This window comes from Mariniflexile litorale (assembly GCF_031128465.2).
GTDB classification, from domain to species: Bacteria; Bacteroidota; Bacteroidia; order Flavobacteriales; family Flavobacteriaceae; genus Mariniflexile; species Mariniflexile litorale.
Window position 1 is genome coordinate 270,277 of sequence record NZ_CP155618.1, and the last position, 24,743, is coordinate 295,019.

Annotated in this window: 28 protein-coding genes and 1 tRNA gene; 13 read left to right on the plus strand and 16 right to left on the minus strand. The window is 32.2% G+C overall.

Annotated elements, in window-relative coordinates:
- Window positions 1-3: 3 nt before the first annotated feature.
- From infC to rplT, 3 genes are all read left to right on the plus strand, one after another.
- Entirely contained in the window at window positions 4-552 is a 549-nt protein-coding gene (gene infC / locus QLS71_RS01140) for a translation initiation factor IF-3 (protein WP_308993944.1), read from the plus strand.
- 62 nt (window positions 553-614) lie between these two features.
- A complete protein-coding gene (rpmI, locus tag QLS71_RS01145; protein ID WP_308993929.1) occupies window positions 615-812 on the plus strand; it encodes a 50S ribosomal protein L35 in 198 nt (65 codons plus the stop codon).
- A 134-nt stretch (window positions 813-946) separates the two neighbouring features.
- Window positions 947-1,291, plus strand: coding sequence for a 50S ribosomal protein L20 (gene rplT, locus QLS71_RS01150; protein ID WP_308993930.1), 345 nt, complete (start codon window positions 947-949; stop codon window positions 1,289-1,291).
- 83 nt (window positions 1,292-1,374) lie between these two features.
- Here rplT and QLS71_RS01155 read toward each other — a convergent pair whose 3' ends face one another.
- On the minus strand, window positions 1,375-1,797 hold the full coding sequence (locus QLS71_RS01155; RefSeq protein ID WP_308993931.1) for a secondary thiamine-phosphate synthase enzyme YjbQ: 423 nt from the start codon (window positions 1,795-1,797) through the stop codon (window positions 1,375-1,377).
- 131 nt (window positions 1,798-1,928) lie between these two features.
- Between QLS71_RS01155 and QLS71_RS01160 the strand changes: the two genes are divergently transcribed.
- The gene (locus QLS71_RS01160; RefSeq protein WP_308993932.1) at window positions 1,929-2,360 is read left to right on the plus strand and encodes a hypothetical protein; all 432 of its coding nucleotides are present in this window, start codon (window positions 1,929-1,931) and stop codon (window positions 2,358-2,360) included.
- A gap of 9 nt (window positions 2,361-2,369) precedes the next feature.
- Here QLS71_RS01160 and QLS71_RS01165 read toward each other — a convergent pair whose 3' ends face one another.
- The 6 genes from QLS71_RS01165 to tgt form a co-directional block, all read right to left on the minus strand.
- Window positions 2,370-3,554: an asparagine synthetase B gene (locus QLS71_RS01165; RefSeq protein ID WP_308993945.1), complete on the minus strand. Its 1,185-nt coding sequence runs from the start codon at window positions 3,552-3,554 to the stop codon at window positions 2,370-2,372.
- Window positions 3,555-3,754: 200 nt separating this feature from the next.
- Complete coding sequence (gene dnaB, locus QLS71_RS01170; protein WP_308993933.1) at window positions 3,755-5,296, minus strand: replicative DNA helicase; 1,542 nt, start codon at window positions 5,294-5,296, stop codon at window positions 3,755-3,757.
- 168 nt (window positions 5,297-5,464) lie between these two features.
- Window positions 5,465-6,418 carry an acetyl-CoA carboxylase carboxyltransferase subunit alpha gene (locus QLS71_RS01175; RefSeq protein WP_308993934.1) on the minus strand — a complete coding sequence of 318 codons (954 nt, stop codon included), beginning with the start codon at window positions 6,416-6,418 and terminating at the stop codon, window positions 5,465-5,467.
- 151 nt (window positions 6,419-6,569) lie between these two features.
- Window positions 6,570-7,475 carry a DMT family transporter gene (locus QLS71_RS01180; RefSeq protein WP_308993935.1) on the minus strand — a complete coding sequence of 302 codons (906 nt, stop codon included), beginning with the start codon at window positions 7,473-7,475 and terminating at the stop codon, window positions 6,570-6,572.
- Window positions 7,462-8,544: an LptF/LptG family permease gene (locus tag QLS71_RS01185; RefSeq protein WP_308993936.1), complete on the minus strand. Its 1,083-nt coding sequence runs from the start codon at window positions 8,542-8,544 to the stop codon at window positions 7,462-7,464. The genes QLS71_RS01180 and QLS71_RS01185 overlap by 14 nt, the downstream gene beginning before the upstream one ends.
- Window positions 8,545-8,635: 91 nt before the next feature.
- The gene (tgt, locus tag QLS71_RS01190; RefSeq protein WP_308993937.1) at window positions 8,636-9,766 is read right to left on the minus strand and encodes a tRNA guanosine(34) transglycosylase Tgt; all 1,131 of its coding nucleotides are present in this window, start codon (window positions 9,764-9,766) and stop codon (window positions 8,636-8,638) included.
- A 310-nt stretch (window positions 9,767-10,076) separates the two neighbouring features.
- On the opposite strand from tgt, the gene QLS71_RS01195 reads away from it, so the two are divergent.
- Entirely contained in the window at window positions 10,077-10,691 is a 615-nt protein-coding gene (locus QLS71_RS01195) for an outer membrane beta-barrel protein (protein ID WP_308993938.1), read from the plus strand.
- A gap of 65 nt (window positions 10,692-10,756) precedes the next feature.
- Here the strand turns inward: QLS71_RS01195 and QLS71_RS01200 are convergent, their stop codons facing one another.
- Window positions 10,757-11,740 carry a hypothetical protein gene (locus tag QLS71_RS01200; RefSeq protein WP_308993939.1) on the minus strand — a complete coding sequence of 328 codons (984 nt, stop codon included), beginning with the start codon at window positions 11,738-11,740 and terminating at the stop codon, window positions 10,757-10,759.
- Between the two features lie 169 nt (window positions 11,741-11,909).
- On the opposite strand from QLS71_RS01200, the gene QLS71_RS01205 reads away from it, so the two are divergent.
- Together QLS71_RS01205 and QLS71_RS01210 are read left to right on the plus strand one after the other, a co-directional pair.
- Window positions 11,910-12,305 (plus strand): RNA-binding S4 domain-containing protein, encoded by a 396-nt coding sequence (locus QLS71_RS01205; protein WP_308993940.1) that lies wholly within the window; start codon window positions 11,910-11,912, stop codon window positions 12,303-12,305.
- An 82-nt stretch (window positions 12,306-12,387) separates the two neighbouring features.
- Entirely contained in the window at window positions 12,388-12,891 is a 504-nt protein-coding gene (locus QLS71_RS01210; protein WP_308993941.1) for a phosphoribosyltransferase family protein, read from the plus strand.
- On the opposite strand, the gene QLS71_RS01215 is transcribed toward QLS71_RS01210, so the two are convergent.
- Window positions 12,883-13,404, minus strand: coding sequence for a shikimate kinase (locus QLS71_RS01215; protein WP_308993942.1), 522 nt, complete (start codon window positions 13,402-13,404; stop codon window positions 12,883-12,885). The genes QLS71_RS01210 and QLS71_RS01215 overlap by 9 nt on opposite strands.
- Window positions 13,405-13,539: 135 nt before the next feature.
- Between QLS71_RS01215 and QLS71_RS01220 the strand changes: the two genes are divergently transcribed.
- Window positions 13,540-13,612, plus strand: a tRNA-Lys gene (locus QLS71_RS01220).
- Window positions 13,613-13,962: 350 nt separating this feature from the next.
- Here the strand turns inward: QLS71_RS01220 and QLS71_RS01225 are convergent.
- The 4 genes from QLS71_RS01225 to QLS71_RS01240 all read right to left on the minus strand — a co-directional run bounded on the left by QLS71_RS01225 (window position 13,963) and on the right by QLS71_RS01240 (window position 16,109).
- Complete coding sequence (locus QLS71_RS01225; protein ID WP_308993946.1) at window positions 13,963-14,394, minus strand: transposase; 432 nt, start codon at window positions 14,392-14,394, stop codon at window positions 13,963-13,965.
- Window positions 14,378-14,737 carry a transposase gene (locus QLS71_RS01230; RefSeq protein WP_308993943.1) on the minus strand — a complete coding sequence of 120 codons (360 nt, stop codon included), beginning with the start codon at window positions 14,735-14,737 and terminating at the stop codon, window positions 14,378-14,380. The genes QLS71_RS01225 and QLS71_RS01230 overlap by 17 nt, the downstream gene beginning before the upstream one ends.
- Before the next feature lie 33 nt (window positions 14,738-14,770).
- Window positions 14,771-15,700, minus strand: a complete 930-nt coding sequence (locus tag QLS71_RS01235) for a transposase (RefSeq protein WP_348636620.1) — start codon at window positions 15,698-15,700, stop codon at window positions 14,771-14,773.
- Window positions 15,701-15,761: 61 nt separating this feature from the next.
- Window positions 15,762-16,109 (minus strand): transposase, encoded by a 348-nt coding sequence (locus tag QLS71_RS01240; protein WP_348636621.1) that lies wholly within the window; start codon window positions 16,107-16,109, stop codon window positions 15,762-15,764.
- Window positions 16,110-16,275: 166 nt separating this feature from the next.
- On the opposite strand from QLS71_RS01240, the gene QLS71_RS01245 reads away from it, so the two are divergent.
- From QLS71_RS01245 to QLS71_RS01265, 5 genes are all read left to right on the plus strand, one after another.
- A complete protein-coding gene (locus tag QLS71_RS01245) occupies window positions 16,276-16,671 on the plus strand; it encodes a hypothetical protein (RefSeq protein ID WP_308991352.1) in 396 nt (131 codons plus the stop codon).
- Between the two features lie 115 nt (window positions 16,672-16,786).
- The gene (locus QLS71_RS01250; RefSeq protein ID WP_348636622.1) at window positions 16,787-17,782 is read left to right on the plus strand and encodes a methyltransferase; all 996 of its coding nucleotides are present in this window, start codon (window positions 16,787-16,789) and stop codon (window positions 17,780-17,782) included.
- Window positions 17,783-17,946: 164 nt separating this feature from the next.
- The gene (locus QLS71_RS01255; RefSeq protein WP_308991350.1) at window positions 17,947-18,504 is read left to right on the plus strand and encodes a helix-turn-helix transcriptional regulator; all 558 of its coding nucleotides are present in this window, start codon (window positions 17,947-17,949) and stop codon (window positions 18,502-18,504) included.
- A 61-nt stretch (window positions 18,505-18,565) separates the two neighbouring features.
- A complete protein-coding gene (locus tag QLS71_RS01260) occupies window positions 18,566-19,705 on the plus strand; it encodes a hypothetical protein (protein ID WP_308991349.1) in 1,140 nt (379 codons plus the stop codon).
- A 162-nt stretch (window positions 19,706-19,867) separates the two neighbouring features.
- Entirely contained in the window at window positions 19,868-21,133 is a 1,266-nt protein-coding gene (locus QLS71_RS01265; protein WP_308991348.1) for a WG repeat-containing protein, read from the plus strand.
- A 41-nt stretch (window positions 21,134-21,174) separates the two neighbouring features.
- On the opposite strand, the gene QLS71_RS01270 is transcribed toward QLS71_RS01265, so the two are convergent.
- The 3 genes from QLS71_RS01270 to QLS71_RS01280 all read right to left on the minus strand — a co-directional run bounded on the left by QLS71_RS01270 (window position 21,175) and on the right by QLS71_RS01280 (window position 24,740).
- A complete protein-coding gene (locus QLS71_RS01270) occupies window positions 21,175-22,509 on the minus strand; it encodes a sugar MFS transporter (RefSeq protein ID WP_308991347.1) in 1,335 nt (444 codons plus the stop codon).
- 29 nt (window positions 22,510-22,538) lie between these two features.
- Window positions 22,539-22,835 (minus strand): hypothetical protein, encoded by a 297-nt coding sequence (locus QLS71_RS01275; RefSeq protein WP_308991346.1) that lies wholly within the window; start codon window positions 22,833-22,835, stop codon window positions 22,539-22,541.
- Window positions 22,836-23,168: 333 nt separating this feature from the next.
- Window positions 23,169-24,740, minus strand: a complete 1,572-nt coding sequence (locus QLS71_RS01280) for a SusD/RagB family nutrient-binding outer membrane lipoprotein (RefSeq protein ID WP_308991345.1) — start codon at window positions 24,738-24,740, stop codon at window positions 23,169-23,171.
- Window positions 24,741-24,743 lie beyond the last annotated feature (3 nt).

The following is a 24,743-nucleotide window of genomic DNA, read 5'->3' on the forward strand; positions in this document are numbered from 1 at the left end:
GCCATAGCAATTAGAAGAAAATCGCAACCCGCCAAAAGGGTTTCACAAGAGGATAAACATAGAATAAACTCTAAAATTAGCGCACCAAACGTTCGTCTTGTAGGCGAAAATGTTGAAATTGGTGTTTATTCTACTAGAGATGCTTTAAAAATAGCTGAAGAGCAAGGATTCGATCTCGTTGAGATTTCTCCTAATGCTGACCCTCCTGTTTGTAAGGTTATGGACTATAAAAAGTTTCTTTATGAACAAAAGAAGCGAGATAAAGTTATAAAAGCCAAAGCAACTAAGGTGATTATTAAAGAAATACGTTTTGGTCCTCAAACTGATGATCATGATTATGACTTTAAAAAGAAACATGCAGAAAAGTTCTTAAAAGAAGGTGCTAAACTTAAAGCTTTTGTGTTTTTTAAAGGGCGTTCTATTATTTTTAAAGAGCAAGGTCAAATTCTGCTATTACGTTTAGCACAAGATCTTGAAGAATATGGAAAAGTAGAACAGATGCCACAATTGGAAGGTAAACGTATGACGATGTTTATTGCTCCAAAAAAATAAGAAGAAACTGAAACTCAGTTTAAAGATAATTAAGCGAATTAATTAAAACCTAGGAAAAGAAAATGCCTAAAATGAAAACAAAATCGAGTGCCAAAAAACGCTTTAAGCTAACTGGTACTGGTAAGATTAAAAGAAAGCACGCTTTTAAAAGTCACATCTTAACAAAGAAGACTAAAAAGCGTAAGCTTGCTCTAACGCATGATACATTAGTACATAAAGCGGATGAGAGTAATGTTAAATTGATGTTACGTTTAAAGTAACAACTTTTTAACTGGTTAAAATAAATTATAAACCCTGGAGTTAGGCTAAAAGAAAAAGAGTTATGAGTTATGAATTCAAAATTATGAGTTCATTTCAAAATTAATCGCCTACTACAAAAAAACAATTAAAAATTATGCCAAGATCAGTAAATTCTGTAGCAAAAAGAGCCCGAAGAAAAAAGGTTCTAAAACAAGCTAAAGGTTACTTCGGACGTCGTAAAAACGTTTGGACAGTAGCAAAAAATGCGGTTGATAAAGCGATGCAATACTCGTATAGAGACCGTAGAAACAAAAAGAGAACATTCCGTGCCTTATGGATTACGCGTATTAACGCAGGAGCCAGAGAATATGGTTTATCTTATTCTCAATTTATGGGGAAATTAAAAGCTAACGATATTGAATTAAACCGTAAGGTTTTAGCAGATTTAGCTATGAATAACCCTGAGGCTTTTAAAGCTGTAATAGAGAAAGTAAAATAAGGCGTTTTCGCCTATTATTAAACATATTATATTCGCTTAATATATAAAAATCCGATTCTTAATTGAATCGGATTTTTTTATTTTTATACCCCAAAGGCTGTTATAACAATAGCTCGAGCCCCAGCTTGGTTTCTATGCTCACAAAGGTAAATACCTTGCCATATTCCTAAATTCAGTTTTCCATTGGTTATGGGTATTTGTATGGAGGTACCCAATAATGAAGCTTTAATATGGGCAGGCATATCATCAGAACCTTCGTAGGTATGTTTATAATACGGCGCATTCTCAGGAACCATTTTATTAAAATGACTTTCAAAATCTGTTCTTACAGTAAAATCGGCATTTTCATTTATGGTTAAACTTGCCGATGTATGCTTAATAAAAACCTGCAATTGCCCTGACTTTATTTGCCTCATTTCAGGAAGTGCATCTACTATGGTATCTGTTATTAGATGAAAACCTCTTGAGTATGATTTCAGTTTTATTTCCTTTTGAAAAAACGTCATATATGCTTATCAATTATAATTTGATATTAAAATTAAAGCTTATTAATAAATAAACTGAATTATTTCTTTATATTTTTAGCAACCTTTTTTATTATTTTTCATCTACAAATAAAATCCAACAATTTCGTATTATGAAAAGAAATGTTTTAATAGCTGTATTTTACTTAATGATTGTTAGTTGTTCTATAGACAAGAACAGCGAAGATAGTACTGCTTATAAAGTAGAATGGCATTTAACAAATGTTAGTGGTGGCATTTCTGGTATCAATCAAACTTTCAGCATGGGAACTATCATTTGGACTTTTTATAACACGACAGGAATGATAAGTGTTGATAACAAGAATGAGGATGTCAACAAAGAGGATGGCTTAGATCATGGAAACTATGAATTTTCAACTACTAAAATAGCAGACAAAACATTTATAATAATAGATACTAATGAATTTGGAGAAATTACATTCCCAACTGAAAATCAATTTATTATTGATAAAAACTGTACTTCGGAAGGTACTGGTGCAGACGGATTTATATATAATTTCACAAAGAATCTAGTAAAAATATAAAATTTCCTTTTAAGTTTTTTGCTTCTTTTTTCTTGCTGCTGGAAACAATACGTTATTTAAAATCAATCTATATCCAGGAGAATTAGGGTGTAAATCCAATTCAGTTTTTGGATCTCCTACCCTATGTTGATAATCTTCGGGATCGTGACCCCCATAAAAAGTAAAAAAACCTTTTCCTTTAATACCATGAATGTATTTTGCCTCCCCATTAGATTTTGTTTCTCCCATCACCAACACACTCGATTTTATTTCATCTCTATTAAAGGCTGTTGTTTGCCCCATAAAACCTTTCACCAATGCGGTATGGTTTTGACATAACATGGTTGGAATGGGATCCCATTTTGCTGAAAATTCCATTAAAGAGAAATAGTCTGAGGTCTTAGATATCATCCTTTTTTGTGTCATATCAATAGAAGAAAACTCGTAAACATTTGGATTTCGTTCTAAAGTAAAGTTTGTAAAAGCAAATGTTTTGTTATAATCAATTTTATTTTGATACCCAGAATCACTTCCATCCCCATCAAACATGGGTTCACAAATATCGATACTTTCCGCTGATAAAGCAATATCAAAACTATCAGTAGCACTGCACATAGCAAATATAAAACCACCACCAATAACATAATCTCTAATTTTTAAAGCAACATCAAGCTTCTCTTGTGATACTTTAGTGTAGCCTAATTTTGTAGCTAAAGCTTCTGCATCCTTTTTTTCTTCAATATACCACGATGCTGCTTTGTAAGCACCATAAAATTTCCCATATTGACCAGTAAAATCTTCATGATGTAAGTGCAACCAATCGAATGCTAAAAGTCCATCGTTAAGTACTTCTTCATCATATACGGTTTCATAAGGTATTTCAGCATATTGTAAAACCATGGTTACGGCATCATCCCAAGGCAATTTTCCCTTTGGAGTATAAACCGCAATTTTAGGTGCTTTTTCTAAAATAACCGCTTCCATATTTTGGCTTGGGCTATTTATTTCTTCTAAAATGCTTTCTGTTTTTGAATCTGAAAGGACTTCATATGATATGCCTCTTATTTGACATTCACGCTGAATTTCTTGTGTGTCGGGTAATAGAAAAGACCCGCCACGAAAATTAAGTAACCATTTTACTTTTTGTTCTTTATTAAGTATCCAATAAGTTAAACCGTATGCTTTTAAGTGATTTTTTTGGCTTTCCACGTCCATGGGAATGAGAATGTAAGATGCATAGGTTTTTAAACCAATACCTATAAAAAATAATGTGATAAATATTTTTTTCAAAATTGGGGCTAAACTTAATGTTAATTCTCAAGCGTTACTTCATCGAAATGACAGAACTCGCCTATCTACGTTGAAAGATACTTAAATTTTATTCTTTCTTAAATGAGTTTAACAGAAGATTCGTTTTAAAACGGAACATCGTTATCATCATCATCGTTAAACGAACTTCCAAAAGCTTGGTCTGGGCTCGCTTTAAAGTTATCCGATTTAAAAGTATCATCATTTGCAGTAGCATTCATTTTAGAATGAAATTCAAAAGGGGAATCGAAATCGTCTAAATTATCGAACTTACCTAAATGCCCAATAAATTTCAAACGTATGTTTTCTAAACCGCCATTACGGTGCTTTGCTACAATAAACTCTCCTTGACCTTCCGTTGGTGAGCGCTCTTCATCATCCCATTCATCAATTTTATAATATTCGGGTCTATAAATAAAACTTACAATATCGGCATCTTGCTCAATGGCACCAGATTCACGTAAATCTGAAAGTAATGGACGTTTACTACCTCCACGTGTTTCAACGGCACGTGATAATTGCGACAGGGCAATAACGGGTACATTTAATTCTTTGGCCAATGCTTTTAGATTTCTGGAAATCATCGAAATTTCTTGTTCACGATTTCCACCATGGTTGTTACCTCCCGTCATTAATTGCAAATAATCAATCATGATTAGTTTAACTCCATGTTGGGAAGATAATCGGCGCGCTTTGGCTCTTAAATCAAAAATAGAAAGCGATGGTGTATCGTCAATAAACAGAGGTGCTTTTTCGAGACCTTTTACCTTGACGTTCAATTGCTCCCACTCGTGTTTTTCTAATTTTCCTGTTCTTAATTTTTCAGAAGACAGCCCTGTTTCACTTGAAATTAAACGGGTTATTAATTGTACAGAAGCCATCTCTAGCGAAAAAAATGCTACAGGAATATTTTGATCTACCGCAATATTTCTTGCCATAGATAGTGTTAAAGCTGTTTTCCCCATACCAGGACGTGCAGCAATAATAATTAAATCGGAGGGTTGCCAACCCGAAGTTAATTTATCTAATTTATTAAATCCTGTTGGAATACCACTTAATCCTTCTTTGTTAGAAATTTCTTCAATTTTCTTTTTCGCTTGAATTACTAAATCTTGAGCTGTTTCACTCGATTTTTTAATGTTTCCTTGGGTAACTTCGTATAATTTTGATTCGGCGGTGTCTAATAAGTCGAAAACATCTTTGGTTTCATCATAAGAATCTTCAATAATTTCATTTGAAATTTTAATTAAACTACGTTGAATAAATTTTTGTAGAATGATACGGGCATGAAACTCAATATGTGCCGAAGATGATACCTTTTGTGTTAAAGATATGAGATAAAAATCGCCTCCTGCAAGTTCTAACTTGGAATTTTTCTTTAATTGGGTAGAAACTGTTAATAAGTCAATTGGTTCGCTATTTTCAAACAACTGGAATATGGCGTCAAATATGTGTTGATGTGCTTCTTTATAAAAAGCATCTGAACTTAAAATATCAATAACTTCATCAACCCCCTTTTTGTCAATCATCATAGCCCCAAGAACAACCTCTTCTAAATCAAGTGCTTGAGGTGGTATTTTACCTTTCTCAAGGCTAATCAATGTACTTTTATCAACTTTAAATCCTCTTATTTGGTCGGGCTGTTTCATAACTGCGAAAGTAACTAAAAAGAACGTGTTTTTAATAAAAAAACGTGTTCTGATTGTTCACTAGTCGTTAACAATTTAACTGTTAATAACTTAAAAATATTGTCAATAAGACAAAAAAAATCTGAAGCGTTTATCTTCAGATTTCACTTTATAATGGTTTTAAATGAGTTAATCCTTAAAGACACCCATTTGTAAATATTTATCCATACGATTTGCCACTAAATCTTTTGGTGATAAGTTTTTAAGTTCTTTATACGATTTTACAATGGCAGTACTAACGGCAGAAAATGTTTTGTTTCTGTCTCTATGTGCACCACCTAAGGGTTCTTTTATAATTTCGTCCACCAGCTTTTGCTTTTTCATATCAATAGCAGTTAGTTTTAAAGCTTCGGCAGCTTGTTCTTTAAATTCCCAACTACGCCATAAAATAGACGAACATGATTCTGGAGAAATAACAGAATACCATGTATTTTCAAGCATCAAAACCACATCGCCAACACCAATACCTAAAGCGCCCCCTGAAGCACCTTCTCCAACAATAATAGTAATAATTGGCACTTTCAAACGGGTCATCTCTAAAATATTTCTAGCAATGGCTTCTCCTTGTCCGCGTTCCTCGGCTTCCAATCCTGGGAATGCACCTGGTGTATCTATAAGTGTGACTACAGGAATTCCAAATTTTTCGGCAGACTTCATTAGACGTAAGGCTTTTCTATACCCTTCTGGGTTTGCCATACCAAAGTTTCTATATTGACGAGTTTTAGTATTATAACCTTTTTGCTGGCCTATAAACATAAAGCTTTGGTTGCCAATTTTACCTAAACCACCAATCATCGCTTTATCATCTTTAAAACTTCTGTCTCCATGCATTTCTAAGAAAGATTCGCCACAAATGGCGCGAATGTAATCTAAAACGTAAGGCCTGTCAGGGTGACGAGATAGTTGTACTCGCTGCCAAGGTGAAAGGTTTTTATAAATATCTTTTTGGGTAATTGCTAATTTTTTTTCAATGTTTGAACATGTTTCTGTAACATCTACTTCACTCTCTTCACCAATGACTCTACACTTTTGTAATTGGTCTTCAAGTTCTTTTATAGGGAGTTCAAATTCTAAATATTCCATAAGAATTTTGTTTAGGCTATTAATCTTAAGTTAGTGTACAAACCTACATATTTTTTCATTTTAAATTAAGAAAAATCTAAAAATGTTGGTTCATTTTAACTTCTTTACAAAAGTAAGCATTCTCAAAGAAACTATAAAAACTTTAATTTTGTTATGAAGTTAAAAATAATTTCTTTTTCAACAATCTGATATTTTTTAAAATAGCATTTAATAAAACCGTTGTAATTATTACTATAGCTCCATAATAAAAAGATGTACTCATATGTTCTTTTTCAGGAAATAAAATAACTGCCATAAAAACACCATAAATAGGTTCCATATTATAACTAAGAACCACGGTATATGGACTCACAACTTTCATTACATGTACTACAGCAATAAAAGCATAAGCGGTACAAATAGAGGCTAATATAAATAAGTAACCATAATCTGAATTATTTAGATTAAAAAACTCTGTTGAGAACCCGCCTCCAAAAATCAAAATATAAATCGATACGAATAAAACACCACTTAGAAATTCGTAAAATGAAATGACTGTAGCTGTATGATGCTTTAAAAAGCGGCCATTAAGAACTGCAAAAAACGATGACAAAAATGCTGATGAAATTCCTAAAACAATACCATTTAAGTACTTTATTTCGCTTTTGGTAATTATAAAAACACCTATTATTACAATAATTCCAAATAAAATTTCGTACCAAATAATACGCCGTTTATAAATTATGGGCTCTATTAAGGATGCAAAAAAAGCACCACAAGAAAACATAGCAAGTGTTATGGATATGTTTGATGCATCGATAGCACCAAAAAAAGTAATCCAATGCAAAGCAATAATAATACCAGCAAAAGATAATTTAATAATGGCTTTAAAACTGATTTTCACATCTACTTTGGCTATTTTTATGTATGCAAAAATTAAAATAGATGCCATTACCATTCTAAACCAAACTAAGGGAATGGCTGCAATAGTTATTAATTCACCCAAAATTGCCGTAAAGCCAGCAATAAAAACTAAAAAGTGAAGGTGTAAGTGATTTTTTAGCTTAACGTTTAGCATTGCGTAAAAGGAAAATGGCTAGAATACCAAAAATGACATTAGGAAACCAAACCGCTATGAGTGGGGAAAAATCGGATTGTTCTGCCATAACACCAAAGATTTTATCGAAAAACACGAAAATCATCGCAATACAAATACCTACAGCTAAATTAACGCCCATACCGCCACGCCGTTTTATTGATGACACTGCTACTGCTATAATAGTTAAAATAAACACAGAAACTGGTAAACTCCATTTTCGATATAATACTAATTTAAAACGTCCCACATTTGAAGATCCTCGAGCTTCTTCCTTCTCTATAAACTGTTTTAAATCGCCATACATTTTAGTTTCCGCAGCATAAATTACGGGTATTAAATCGTCAACATCAAAAGCAAAAAGAGTGTCTTTAGAGGCAACAATTTCTAATTCATCTTCATTTGCTCCTATATAACGTTTAGTATAATTGGATAATCTATATATGGTGTCTTCTTCAATATATCTAATATTATTTGCTGTAATTTTATACTCTAATTTATTTTTTTCAAAATGTTCTAAAGTAAAATTGCTTCCGTTTTTATTTGCCACGTCAAAACTACTTACATAAATAATATCATTATCATTAATTTGCCTAAAAACGTTCTGGTCTGTATCTTCAAAAGCTGTTTTACCTTTTTTCAAATACTTATATGAAAAATCGTTAAAGCCTTCACTGGCCTTGGGTGCTAAGTAAAGGCCTAGAACAATTGATAGTATGGCCACTATTGTTGCTCCAAACATATAAGGTCTTAAAAATCTTGAAAAAGACACACCTGAACTTAAAAAAGCTATAATTTCTGTATTATTAGCTAGTTTTGATGTAAACCAAATAACTGACAGAAATAAAAATAATGGGAATAATAAATGCGCAAAATAGATAGTGAAATTGTATAAATAAATTAGCACCTCACCCATTGGCACTTCATTTTCCAAAATTTTCCCAATTTTTTCGGCGAGATGTACTGTTATACCAATAGGTATAAACAGTAACAACATCATTAAAAATGTGAATAAATAGCGTTTTAATATGTACCAGTCTAGTATTTTCATCCTCTCCCAGCCTCTCCAAAGGAGAGGAGTCTTTTATATTGTTTGATTGGTGTTTAGTGTTCGTTATTAGTTTGAAATAACTTTAAACTTTTTATAATCTATTATCCATTTGTTTTACCATTTGGTCTTTCCAAATTCTAAAATCTCCTGCTAATATATGTTTTCTTGCTTCTCGAACCAACCACAAATAAAATCCCAGATTATGAATGGTCGCAATTTGTTTTCCTAACAATTCATTTACCGTAAACAAATGCCTTAAATATGCTTTCGTATACTCGGTATCTACAAAGGTGATTCCCATTTCATCAACTGGTGAAAAATCGGCTTCCCATTTTTTATTTTTAATATTTATGCTGCCATAAGCTGTAAATAACATACCATTTCTAGCATTTCTTGTGGGCATCACACAATCGAACATATCAATACCTAACGCTATATTTTCCAAAATATTGATAGGCGTACCAACCCCCATTAAGTAACGAGGTTTATCTTCAGGTAAAATTGCGGTAACTACTTCAGTCATAGCATACATTTCTTCTGCAGGTTCGCCTACAGAAAGTCCGCCAATAGCATTACCAACAGCACCTGCATTGGCAATATATTCGGCAGATTGTTTCCTTAAATCTTTATAGGTACTTCCCTGAACAATAGGAAAAAATGCTTGGTTGTAATCGTATTTTAAAGGTGTTTTTTCTAAATGATTGATGCATCTATCTAACCAACGATGCGTCATGTGCATAGAGCGTTTTGCATAGTTATAATCGCATGGGTATGGCGTACATTCATCGAACGCCATAATGATATCGGCACCTATAGAACGCTGAATTTCCATCACATTCTCGGGTGTAAATGTATGGTAGCTACCATCTATATGCGATTTAAACTTAACGCCTTCTTCTTTAATTTTTCTATTAGCAGAAAGCGAATACACTTGGTAGCCACCAGAATCGGTTAAAATATTTCGATCCCAATTCATGAATTTATGAAGTCCGCCCGCTTTTTCAATAATATGTGTTTGTGGGCGTAAATATAAATGATAGGTATTGCCTAGAATAATATCTGGATTAATATCGTCTTTTAACTCACGTTGATGTACCCCTTTTACGGTTCCTACAGTACCAACTGGCATAAAAATAGGTGTTTCAATGACTCCATGATCGGTCGTTATTGTGCCTGCTCTTGCTTTACTTTGGGTGTCTTTCGCTTTTAATTCAAACTTCATCTAGTGATTTTATCGCTTTTATAATGGGGCTATAAATAATATAAATAGCATTTTGGTTGGCAAAGATAATTAACTGAAAAATGAAATTGATTGTAATGAAAAGAAAATAATTTCCATTTGGCAGCGTTTTTGATTACATGTGAATATCTAAATTTCAATTATTATATAATTTCTATCTAATAATACATACTAAATTCATTTGTATTATATAAAAAACTAGAAGAATTCTATAACATATAAAGTTTTGGTATTGTATAATTTTGGAAAAAATAATAAGAAAAAACTCAAGTCAAATTAAAAAACGAAAATTATGAGACATTTAAAAAACAAATTGAGAGCTAGTAAAAAAACAGTTTTACTGGCATTATTTTTAATATCGACAGTATCATACACTTACGCACAATCTGGTACTGGGTTTGGTTTAAAAGGAGGATTAAATTATAATGGTAATGGTAAATATTTTGAATCTATTGGTGATAATGCACAAAACCCAGATAGAAATGTGGGCTACCATATTGGACTATTTGGAAAAATAGGCAACCAAATTTATTTTAAACCCGAACTTGTTTACACCAGTACGAAAAGTGATTATGATGATGATAGTTTTAAAATGCAGAAATTAGATGCTCCTTTATTAGTGGGTGTAAAAGTATTAGGACCACTTAGTGTTTTTGGAGGTCCATCACTGCAATATATTTTAGATACTGAATTTGACGGTATTTCTGTAAATGACGTTGAGGATGAATTCTCGGTTGGGTTGAATTTTGGAATTGGTCTTAATTTTAATAAATTGGGAATAGATTTAAGGTACGAACGTGGTTTTAGTGAAAATGAAGCTACTTTTTTAAATAATAACGGCATTGGAACGAGTAGAATAGATACGAGACCCGACCAGTTAATTTTAAGTTTATCTTTATTACTATAAAATATAACCTAGATTTTAAAAAAAAACTCGCATTTAGCGAGTTTTTTTTGTTTAAATAACATTTCTTACTTAATAAGTGCCTTTTTAATTTTATCGGTTTTATCTAAATAATTAGGAATCCCATTTCCATTGGAATCATCATTAGTTGGATCTCCATCATTATTAATATCTTCATTAATGGTTGAAATACCGTCTCCATCATCATCTGCATCTATATAATTAGCATAACCGTTCCCATTGGTATCGTCATCTGTTGTATCTGTTAAATCTTCATAATTCACATAAAATTCACCATCATTGTTTAAATCTTCAAGATAAGATGGGACTCCGTCACCATCATGATCGTTTTCTGATGTCTGTAACAATTCAAATTTAAAAATTATAGGTGAATATGCCGAAATAGAACCTGTGGCACTAGAAAAATAAGCTAAACCTGAAGGTAAAAACATCACTCCTAAGCCTTTATTTAAATAAGTAACTGTACCATCTCCATTTTCAACAAAACTTTCAGCTGTATTGAATGCAGGTATCACTTTTCTCCAGCCAGCAATTAACCCAGCATCATTTACACCATTTCCTATTAAATTACTATCAGCTGGATTTACAGAATAATCAAAAACAACATCATCTAAAGTAAAACCTTCATAATGATAAAGAATTCTATCACAAAACTTAGGTGTTTCACTGCCCCCACCTTGATTTAATTTAAGCACATAATATTCATAAATAATACCTGCATAATTAGTGGTTTTTGGTTCTCCAACAGCAACTCTTAACTTTGTATGACCAACAGGCGCTTCTGTTTCACCTGCTACTAATTTTGTTATAACTATATCTGAAAGACTAGCAGCTGTACCTAAATTAGCTATTTCTTCAGAATTATAGTAATGAGAATCTAAATACTTATGTATAGAATCCATATCTGAAAGCTGTTGCTCTGCCCTATCTCTTATTTCAACAACAACCGGATCTGGGTTATCATCTTTTTTACAAGATACCACTCCAATGATTAAACATACTAGATATAAGGTAACTTTTCTTAAATTCATGCGTTTATTTTGTTTTTTACAGATAAACTAAAACAATCTTTATAAACCTCTACATTAAAGATTTAATATAGCTTTAAGAATGTTTCAATAATCCTTATTTTTGAGCCGCAAGATACAATTTAAATATAATTTTGCATAACAACATTAACGTAGTTTTCACAATAATTATATGCGTATAGATAAGTATTTATGGTGTGTTAGATATTACAAAACAAGAACAATTGCAACAACGGCTTGTAAAAAAGGGCATGTTCGTGTAAACAAAGAGATTGTAAAACCCAGCAGAGAAGTATATCCTTTGGATATTATTGAATTGAGAAAAGACCAAATAAATTATCGCCTTACGGTTAATGATATTCCTGAAAGTAGAGTTGGCGCCAAACTAGTTGATCTATATAGAACAGATACCACGCCTAAAGAACAGTTTGATGCGCAAGAACTTTTAAAATACTCGAAAGATTATTATAGAAAAAAAGGTGTTGGTAGACCTACTAAAAAAGACAGAAGAGACATTGATGGTTTTACAGATGAATCACCTTTAAAGGATGAGGATTCAGAAGAATAATTATTGGTTAAACTTCCTTTGAAAAAATCGAATTGAAACAGGTAAAATGAGTAATTTTATATTTTAAAATAATGCAACCGCTATGAACGTTACAAACAATGTGATATTAAACCACGATGAGATTAACCATAAAATAAGACGTATTGCGTTTCAAATTTATGAAAGTAATGTCAATGAAAAAGAGGTCATTTTAGCTGGTATAGATAGTAACGGCTACATTTTTGCGAAAAAATTAAAAACCGTCCTTCAAAAAATATCAGACATCAACCCTATTCTATGCAAAGTGAGTATTGATAAAAAAAATCCTCATTTGCCCATAAAAACGTCTATCCAACCAGAAGATTATGAAAACAAATCGTTAATATTGGTTGATGATGTTTTAAATTCTGGCACCACATTAATATATGGTGTAAAACATTTTTTAAATGTGCCGTTAAAACAATTTAAAACGGCCGTTTTAGTAAACAGAAACCATAAAAAGTATCCTGTTAAAGCCGATTTTAAAGGCATTTCACTTTCAACCTCTTTACACGAGCACGTTAATGTTGTGTTAGATGGTAAAAAATTTGAAGTTTCTTTAGAATAGCTCCAACACTAATTCTTCTACTATATCACTTTCTACTTTGTTATTGGTTGTTATTGTTACATTTGCCAAACTATAAAATTGAGAACGTTCAAAAAGATGTTTTCCTATAAACTCTGTTAACAAATCGTCTGTTTCAATATGTGCAATTAATGGCCGTTTGCTTTTTTCATTTTTCAATCTAGCAATTAAAGTAGGTATAGATGCTTTTAAATAAATACTTTTTGCATTCTTCGCATTTAAAATGGTATTCATATTATTACTATAACACGGTGTACCACCTCCTAAAGACAGCACCAAATTATTTTTAGAATCCAGTAATTCTTTTAAATAATGCGTTTCTAACTTTCTAAAATGAATTTCTCCTTTTGATTTAAAAATATCTTTTATTGCCGAATTTTCCTTTTTTTCAATAAAATCATCCAAATCTAAAAACTCATAATTTAATTTTTTTGCCAAAATCCTACCTAAAGTCGACTTTCCAGAAGCCATATATCCAATTAAAATCACAATCATTTTTACGCTATAAATTGATTATTAAAAACATACGTTTTACTACTGCAAAAAAACGAAAAATTCTTTTAAAAAAGTCTTGTTTTATTGAAAATAGATTTTATATTTGCACCCTCGTTACAGAGAAACAAAATACAAGACTTGGTAGCTCAGCTGGTAGAGCATTTCACTTTTAATGAAAGGGTCCTGGGTTCGAATCCCAGCCAGGTCACTAGAACACTTCTGAAATTATTTAAAAAGCCTGAAAACTCACTATTTTCAGGCTTTTTAATTTTTACTCCCTTCAATTGGTCTCAAATAATAAGGGAATTAAAAAACAAATCAATAAATTTGACATTAAACCAGAAGATCTCGATTTTTTAACATCCTGATTTTCAAAAACTAAATTTGACGTTAGTCGAAATATAAAATACCGTAGAGTAACAACTAATGTACGATAAGCTAATTGATCATATCCGACAAAATGTACCAGGCACCAGCATTGAGAAGCAACTTATAGGAGAATATTTTACGGATCAAGCTCATTTTTTGGGGACTAAGTTATTTATGCGTATAATTTAGTTAGGTTACATGGAAACGATCCGTGACCTGTATGGCTTTAGGAAAACATTTCTTTGCAATGATTTTCATGGAATGTGCCATATCCAAAGTAATCTCTTTTACTTTATCCCTAAGAGACTTGGGGATTTTAAGGAGCTGCTTGATAATTGGTTCCACCTTAGTACCTGCTAGTATGGCAACAATAGCCCCTTTCTTTCCTTTAGCACTTTTGTTAGTAATGATGGTGTAGAGCTCTCCTTTAGAAAGCGCTGTTTCATCAATCGATAAACACCTGCCTATATTCTCAGGAAAAATTAACCACTCTTTAGCATGAGGCTTATCTTTCCAGTCTTTAAACTCACTTAGATAATCTCGGTACTGTCTTTGTAGTTTTTTACCATTAACACCATAGAAACCACCAATAGTATGACAGTCGTTAGCCTTGGTAGTTATTAAGTAGTTTTAAAAAAGCAGCGAACTCTACGGTCATACGAGTTCCCTGTGCTACTAAATCCCAATCTCTTTGAACAATTTCTTTGGTCTTCTTGTCTAACCAACGACGGCGTTTAATATGAAGGTAAACTGTTTTGCCTCTTAAAGGAAAATCCTGAATAGTGATCGCTTTATGAAAGCCATGAGCTATTAAAACTCGATGTTTTTCTTCTTTAGGAGTAGCTATCTTCTCTTCAAAATAAAGATGGACGACTCCATCTTTTATTTCATGTTTAGCAATATCAAAATGGTTGACTAATAATTCTGGTAATATTAACTTTAGTAAATCTAAGTAGGGATCCAAGGTTCTTTTTTATGCAAAAATATCATTCTACTTTCAATTCACACACAACTTTTGCGCATGATCCTTAGTTAGTCTGAACAGGAAAAATTTCACATCTCTTACGCCTCTGAATTGCGATCTAAACTCTTTTATTTTGGCGTTGAATGATTCCGCCGAAGCATTAGTGCTTCTATTATTAAAATAGTTCAAGATAGAATTATGGTGTATTTGTAATGATTTAGATATTGTATTAAATGATTTAAATCCAGATTTCTGAACATTTTCATACCAATGTGCCAGTTTTAATCTTGCAACATCTTTATTGGTATTGGTTTGGTAAATGTTGCTAAGTTGTTGTGCTAAGTTATAGCATTTTTCTATTGATGGATACCGTTTGAATAATAGTTCAGCCCTTGTAATTTGTGATGGAGTCCATTTGGTTTTGTGTTTAAACAATAAATATCTACTCCTAGCCAAAAGCTGTCTTTTGGTATCCCCATTGCTAAGTATTTCTGGCGAGTAAACCATGTCTTTCTTTTTTGACTTCCCGATAAGCCTGTTTTCTTGTTCAAGAACCTCCCAACGCAATCGAATACGTTCTTCTTGAACAGCTTCCGTGGCTAACTTTTGCACATGGAACCTATCGGTTACAATTTCTGCTTTAGGGAAACACTTTTTGATGATTAAGTTCATGTTTGCAGCCATGTCCACTGTAACCTCTTTAACCATATTACGTCTTGAGCCGTCTATCATTTTGATTACTTTTATCACATCTTCTGCCTTGGTTCCTTTAACTAAGGCTACAATAGCTCCTTTTTTACCATGAGCATCTTTATTGGTTAAGATGGTATAGAGTTCTCCGTTTGAAAGAGAGGTTTCATCTAAACTTAAATATTTGCCTAAGTTTTTTCCAAAAAACAACCATTCGCTTGCATGGGTTTTCTGTTTCCACTCATTAAAATCGCTAAGATGGTTTTTGTAAATAAACTGAAGACGCTTACCATTGGTTTTGTAATACTCCCCAAATCTACTGGCACTTACCGCGTTAGTATCTAGAGATATCTTTTAAAAAAGCAGCAAACTCTGAGGTCATTCGAGTTCCCTGCGCTACTAAATTCCAATCCCTTTTTATGATCTGATGACTCTCTAAAAGTGTCCAACGACGCCGTTTGATATGAAGTAAAACCGTTTTCCCTCGCAAAGGGAAATCTTCTACAGTAATTTCAGGTATGAATCCCTTAGATTTAGCAGGGAGCTGTTCGTATTCGACAGGTAGGATATTTTTTTCTTCTAAGTAAAAGTGAATTTTATCAGATTCAGATTTACTGGAAACTACATCAAAATATTCTAAGATTCCTTCGGGTAGTAAATATTGGGCTAAATTTAAATGCAAAAGCTCTTTTGATTGTAAATTTAAAAAAATATATATAATTGTCCCCAAGTTTTATTCTTGAGCCTATTTTACACCAAAGCTTTTTGAGAAAAAAGAACATTTCTTAAAGCAAGGATACATTTGTAAACTTGCTGGTTTTGTCATTGAAGGTTGCTCTAGAAATTACATGCTTTCTACCGAAGGAAAAGAAGTGAATACCGGGTTTAATTTTGAAAATTGGTGGATCGGTGATGTCTGTAGTTTTGTAAACCAAACGCCTTCGCTCATTAATACACAATTTCTAGAAAACACTACGCTACTAACAATTACAGCGAAGAACCATTTAGATTTATTAAACAAATCTCAATGCTTTAGAGAATATACGTATAAATTACGTTCAAAAGCTACGATGGCTTCAGTGTTAAAACTTTCCGAATTATCTGAATCTGCCCGAACCCGCTATAAAGTATTGCTTGAAAAATATCCAAAAATCCAACAAAGGGTTTCACAAAAACAAATTGCTTCATTTCTCCAAATCACCCCAGAAGCACTCAGCCGTTTAAGAAAGTCCGAAACTTTATAAAAATCTTGATGTAGGTCAATGATTTTATGTTTTAAATGAAGGTTCTTTGATATTCATTTAAAACAATACGATCATGGAAACAATAACAAAAGTACAAGTAAACCCTTCCAAAATAATGCAAATTGGCATGGGGTTTTTCGCATCTAAAACAATGCTGACGGCAGTAAACATGGGGTTGTTTACACATCTGGCAAAAGCAGATTTAACAGGGCAATCTATTAAAGAAAAATTAGGACTACACAACCGCGGTCTTTATGATTTTTTAGATACCTTGGTCGCTTTAGGCTTTTTGAAAAGAACGGGGATAAAAGAAACCGCTGTTTATAGTAATGCCGAGGATGCAAATCTATTTCTCGACAAGAACAAACCAAGCTACATTGGAGGAATGCTTGAAATGGCAAATAATCGTTTATATCCTTTTTGGAATAACCTAGAAGAATGTTTAAAAACAGGAAAAACTCAAAATGAAACCAAGATGGGAGACGCTTCCATTTTTGAAGCGATATATGCGGATCCGTTAAGATTAAAAGAATTTTTAACTGCCATGGGCGGTATCCAAATGGGCAATTTCATGATGTTTTCCAAAGTGTTTGACTTTACCAATTACCATACACTTTGTGATGCAGGCGGTGCAGGCGGACATCTTGCCGCACAAGTAGCCATAAATAATCAACACATGCGCTGTATTACATTTGACCTACCACCAGTGGAATCTATTGTCAGAGAAAATATTAATATGATGGGGTTAAGTGATCGGGTATTTGCCCAATCAGGTGATTTTTTAACCGAAGACCTTCCTAAAGCTGATGTTATTACCATGGGAAATGTGCTACATGATTGGGGAACAAAAGAAAAGAAAATCCTCATCAAAAAAGCATATGATGCCTTACCCCAAGGTGGAGCATTGGTTGTTATTGAAAATATTATTGATGATAATAGAAATGAAAATGCTTTCGGTCTCATGATGTCATTAAATATGAATATAGAAACCCCTGAAGGGTTCGACTTTTCAGCTGCAGACTTTAATGGTTGGGCAAAGGAATGTGGTTTTACACAAACATCTGTAATGCCACTGACTGGACCATCAAGTGCCGTAATAGCTATAAAATAAAACGCATACATAATGTATACACAATTATCTATATTCAGTTGTTGGCAACCTTTATGACAAACATACGCATACTAATGTCGTAGTAATGTTTCAAAAAGTCAAGGGAATGTCATAGAGCCACGTATTGATTTTTCATATTTTTACACTGTATATAATTAAAAATTATGAAATTAACCGGAAAGATGGTTTATGAGGTTCGTAAGCAAAAAGGTATTTCCCAAGAGGAATTGGCGATATTGGCCAAAGTCAATTTAAGAACGATACAAAGACTTGAAAACGAAATAAATGAACCAAGAGATACTACTATAAATTTAATTTGTGAAGCTTTACAAATAGATCAAAATGACTTAAAATCAGAAGTAGAAGAAGATGATTCTGGTAACCTAATTCAAAAATTGATAAATGTTATATTTTTAATTTTTTTAAATGTAACAATAGCATCTTTTATCATATACTTGACAGTCTATAACAATGCAAATACTTATAGTAGAATAGGTGCTTTTTTTCTGTGCATTTTACTCCCATATTTTATTGTATCATTAACACGTAATTCTACAAGCCTTATGAGGCTTATTAAATTTGGAACAGGTTTTATTCTTCTAATCGTTTTTTTGCTTTTCCAAGTAAAGATAGCGACAGGGATATTTAGTGGAGCCATTCCATTCTCACTAATAGGTCTCTCCATTCTTTTCTATGGCGATTCTATACCTTTCAAAAAATAAAAATTTAGAGTCCTTTAACTAAAAAATTTCTATTATGCTCGCTTATTAATTATTTCTCATTATGACAAAATTCATCCTATCAAATTTCTTTCAATTAAAAAAAATCTCTTTTGAAAGCATTTCAATATTGTTGTTTTTTACCCTAGGCTGTGATCAACAAACTACAAAGACATCTTTTAAGAAAGAATTGAATACAAAGAAGACTACCATTAAAGATAGGGTTCATAATTGGCCTACAGACACCGTATACTTTGCTACCTTCACATTCCATTCTCCATATTCTACTGTAGAAGGTTTTCAAATACTAACACCGGATAAGAACTTTGAATTAAATAAAGAAAACGTTGATAAACCCTTCGTTCTTTTTCTAACACCAGAACGAAAGTTTCTTGATTTAAGAAAAGATGTATTATTTGAAAACTTAACTGATAAGTACTTCAGGGGCTATTGTCAAAGATTCTATGATTACCCCATAACTACATACCTAATAGAACCAGGAACGGAAACAGAAGTTGAATTGACTAAAACGACACGCTATGGCAAAACACTTGTTAAATTCTTAAATCCGAATAAATATAACTCAGAATATTATCAAACTACATTTGAATTAGATAATGGATTTGATGAAGTATTAGACCCTAGATTTGATGCAACATTAAAGGATATAAAAAACATAGATAATGCAATTAGAAATTTAAATAATAAATTGAATGAATTATTAACCAAATTAGATAAAGAGCAGCAATATATAAGCCCCTTTTTGTATAACTATACAAAATCAGAAATCGAATTTGGAGGTAAAAAGGAATTTCTTAGATATTTACTATTAGACCATAAAGAGGAAACTTCTAAAATATTTAGAAATAAAATCCCTGAAAAAATAAATAATGTTATTGAATTTAAAAAAGAAAACATTGATTATGCTACTCTTATAAGTCAAGAATATAACGAGTATCTTGAATTATACTTAAATTTTAAGCTTAGTAAACTAAAGAACAAATTGATTACTTATAAAGAGTTTGATAAAGAAAAATTTGACTTTGCTTTAAAAGAACTTCCACAAACATCAAAATATTATTATTTAGCAAATAATCTTTTGCATTTAAACTACAATGAACAAACAAAGGAGCTTGTAACTACACTTATTGATTTATATCCCGACGGAAAATTGAACGATAAATTATTAAAAAAATACAATTAAAAACGGTTATAAATACCATGCCTTAAAATTAATTACTTGCTTTTATCCTATTTAAAAAAGTCCTAGCGGACTATTCAGTTTTTAATTGCTAACTTTCGTGCTTAACCTCGCAACGAATCATACACAACCACATTAGCAGACATAGTAAAAATTCTCATGAAAATGAAAAAAAATATTACCCCAATTATATTTCTTACAATATCTTTATTATGCAATTCATTATTTTCTCAAAAAAATAAATTTAAATATTATATCTCTGGCAGTGACGAAAAACTTCAAATTTTAAATCAAGCAGGAAAACCAATTACGAATGAGACTTTTAATTATATTGGCAATTTTTCTGAAGGATTATTTCCTGTAAAAAAACATGGAAAATTTGGATTTATAAATAACAAAGGCAAAGTAATCATTCCTTACAAATTTGATTATGCAGATAAAATGTTTAACGGAGTAGCTATAATTGAAATAGATGGGAAATATGGACTTATAGATAAAAAGGGTAATTATAAAATTACTCCACAGTTAGAATATATTTATTCTGATAATTTAAAAATTAATATAATAACATTTAAAAAAGACGGATTAGTAGGATTAATGGATAAAAATGGTAAAGTATTAATTCCCAATAAATTTGAAAGAATTGAAAAGATTGAAAATGGTTATGCTGTAGCAATAAGCGATGGTAAACATGGCCTTATAGATACTGAAGGTAATACAATAATTCCGTTCCGTTATGAGTATCTTGGCAATTTTAAAAATGGCATTTCATTATCTTTTACAGAAAATAAAAATTCTAAGATGGGACTTATGGATATAAGATGTAAGATCCTTTTGAATCCAGAATATGACTATATTTATACATCAGAAGACAATTTGGTTTATCTAACAAAAGACGATAAAAAAGGACTTACTGACAAATACGGAAACATCTTATTGCCTACGGAATACAGAAGAGATTACCAAAATTTTCATGAAGGTTTAATGATTATACAAAAAGATAAAAAATTTGGTTTTGTTAATGATAAAGGGAAAATCGTAATACCTCTTATTTATGATGAAGCTGATGAATTTAGTGAAGGATTAGCTCCTGTTTTAAAAAATGGAAAATGGGGATTCATTAACACAAAAGGCGAAACAGTTATTGATTTTAATTTTGTAGGTGTGATGATGCCTTTTCATAAAGGATATGCGCCCTATGGGAAAAGAAACTTCTCATCAGGGGGCCATTATACATCTGATTTATGGGGATTAATTGATAAAAAAGGAAATGTAGTTATACAAAACAAATACTATAGTGCTTCACCAGGTTACAATAGAAATTTTATTGTTGAAATAGGTGAAAAAAAATTACTAATCAACGAAAAAGAAGAAGTTATAGCATTATTAAAATACGAAGAACGACCTGTAGAAATGCAGATTGAAAATTAGAAACGGCGATTTCTTTCTGTTACTTAAGACCTAATTGATTTTCATATATCTTTTTTCAACCCCAACTTATGTCCAGAAATAGCGTAATATAAGATAATCAAGTAACAGGGCAACAAAACCCAATAACCTTTAGTTGAAGCAGTAGCAGTTGCCATGGCCTCGCTCATTCCATCCGCTAAATAAGCTACTTTATTTCCATCAACTAGCTTGCCATATAAGGGCGGTATTATTGCTCCTCCTGAAATAGCCATAATTAACAATGCTGAAGCTGTTTTAGTAAACTTACCTAAGCCTTTTAATGTTAATGGCCATACAGCTGGCCAAACCAAAGCATTCGCTATCCCTAAGGCGGCTACAAATAAAACAGACGTAAACCCTGTTGTAAACACAATACAAAAAGATAATACAATACCGATAATAGCACTTGCTTTTAAAGCCGTCGTTTGGCTAATATATTTTGGTATTAAAACAGCTCCCAATGCATAGGTGGCAACCATGGCCATTAATGTAAAGGTTGTAAAAAACTTGGCATCAGTTGCAGGAATTCCCAATGAAATTCCATAAGCTATAATTGTATCTCCGGCTATTACTTCAACACCAACATACATGAATAATGTTAGTACGCCTAGCCATAAATGCGGAAATTGAAAAATACTAGTTTTATTTGTAGTTCCATCTTTCAATTCTTCAATAGGTTCAGCTTCAACATGTGGTAACGGTGCTTTTCTAATTAAAACACCTAATACAAATAGAACAATTGCCATAACAATATAAGGTGTAACAACGCTGTCTGCCATTGTATCCAACAATTGAGCTTTCTCAGCAGCTGAAACAGTTTTTAATTTCTCATTAATTTCATCAATTCCTGATAACAAAAGGGCTCCAAAAATAAGAGAACCTAAGGCTCCTGCTACCTTATTTGCAATACCCATAATAGAGATACGTTTAGCAGCACTTTCAATAGGACCTAAAATAGTTATATAAGGATTTGATGCTGTTTGAAGCAATGTCATTCCTGCACCTTGAATAAAAATACCACCTAGAAACATCCAATAGGTTCTTGCTTCTGCAGCAGGTATAAAAACTAAAGCACCTAAGCCCATGATAAATAAGCCTAAGGACATGCCTTTTCTATACCCAATTTTTTCTAAAATATAAGATGCTGGTAATGCCATTACTACAAATGAAATATAGGATGCTGAGGCCACTAAAAGTGATTGTGCGGATGTTAATTCACTTATAGTTTTCATAAATGGAATTAAGGCACCATTGATCCAAGTTACAAATCCGAAAATAAAAAATAGCCCTGCTATGATTAAAATAGGAATTAATGTGTTGTTTTTTGTTGGTGATAATGATTGGTCAGCAGTAGTCATATTAAATCAATTAATTGTTTGAGTGTATTCTATAAATTTTGGTCTATTTGATTATAAATTGAATGTAATTGAATATTTATCTTCTCACATACTAATTTAGATTTACTCATTATAGTAATTTGAAGTTTGTTATCAATGCTTTTAATATTAAGCCGCCCACTAGGATAGTATATTTTTAATCCATCAGAATCATCTTGAAGGAATAAATCAAATTCTCCTGCAACCCAATTAATAAACTTAAAATATGTATCGATAGTTTCTATCCATACTATCCTAACCAATTTATAATAGGGTTTTGCATATGTTATTTCATTTTTACAATCCATACTTATGATTACTCGTTCTTTACTTTCTGTAGTTAAATTAAAAAAAGAAGAACTGAAACTCAGTTCTTCTTCAAACATAACTAACTAAACATTATTGAAAACAACTAAACTTCTTTCCAATCTTTATTTACAATAAAAGAAAAGAAAACATGAAGAGATCGTAAATTATTTCGACAGATAGCATTTGAATGAAGACCAACGATGCATTATGAAATAAATTTACATTACTAAAAAAACAAAAAGAGAGGCTTTAAATAAAACCCCTCTTTTCTTAAAAATTAAAATAATCTTTTTAGTATACTTTTACTCTTTAAATAAAGAGTTCATCTATACTTAATTCACATCCCACCAAAGTGGCGTGTTTCCTTTATCAGGTCCTTTTAACGCAGTTACTCCGTCTAAAACCGCAGCTTCATTAGTACTGTACTCATTAGGTAAATAAGTTACACGTTTCATTACTCCATATCCAATAGTTACATCTTCTGTATTTAATATTGGGTAAAGAATATCAGCATCTGTTCTTCTTAAGTCAGCCCAAGCTTCCCAAGATTCAGGAAAAAGGCCTAAATACTTTTGTACAGCTATTTGTTTTAGTTGCTCACTTTCTGTACTAGCCCATGAAACAGGCACATCAACAGGAGGCGTATTATCTACGTATAAAGAGCCTCCATAAGCTGGTACAATACCTGTTGTATTTCCAGAGATGTAAGTACTTATTTTAGCGACATCTGTAACTCCCCACTGCTCCATAGACAAACTTATTCCCTCTTCATAAAGGCTTTTAGCAGTTCCAGACATGTTCCACGTTTTCAAGGCACCTTCTGCACGGTTAAAATTAGATTCAGCAGCCATCATTAACTCTATATCCTTTGTTTCTGCATCAGCAAAAGTTGTTGTTTGATTCGTTGTGCTTAGATTTTTACTAATCTCACTTGTTATTGAACCATACCCAGCTGGCCATCCAATATATTCACCAACATACGCAGACGTAGCATCTGATACAGGATCAAACCATATACTCATTCTAGGATCATCGTATCCTTTTAAAATACTTTCCATATCAGCAGGCATTTTAAGCCCCCAGTACTTAGCAATATCAACAAAATTGTTATATGTATCAGGTGTGGTATGAAAATAGGCATTATCTGCATTTGAAGTTATTACTCCTGCGGTAACAGCATCCTCAGCTTGAGATTGTGCTTCAGAAGGATTCACATCAGATATTCTTAAAGCTAAACGTAACCTTAGCGAATTTCCAAATTTTCTCCATTTTTCAACATCTCCACTATATACAGCATCATAATCTTTAAATACCCCTACAGTAGATTCTGAAGCAGAAGATAAAGTCGTGTTCGCTGCTTCTAAAAGATTGAAAAAATCCTCATACATTGATTCTTGAGAATCATAAGCTACTGATGCGCCTCCAATACCCGCTTGTTTATAAGGTACAGGTCCCCAGTGATCGGTAAACCTATGAAACATGTAGACTTTCCAGATATCTAAAATAGCTGTAGCTTCTGCATTTCCTTCTGTAGCTTTATAAGTATTTAATAAAGATGGTACGGCTAATGTATAAAATCTTAACCAACCTCTACTTCTCCATCCATCATTAATTCCATTAGCCTCTGTAGGAGCATTTGGATACGTCATATAATGTACAAATACCATAGAGTGTAAAGCCGTAGCTAAACCGTAAGTACCGTAATCATCTCCTGGAAGACTCCAAGAAGCATTACCTGTGCCTTTATATAATGCATTTGCAAATGCTGGTCCTGCCATAGTTGCATCTAACTGATCGGTGGTAAGCGAATTAGGGTTCGTATTAACTTCATCGAAATCTGATGTACATCCTGTTATACTAAACAGGAAAGCTATTGCTAAAAATTTAATTATATTTTTTTTCATGAT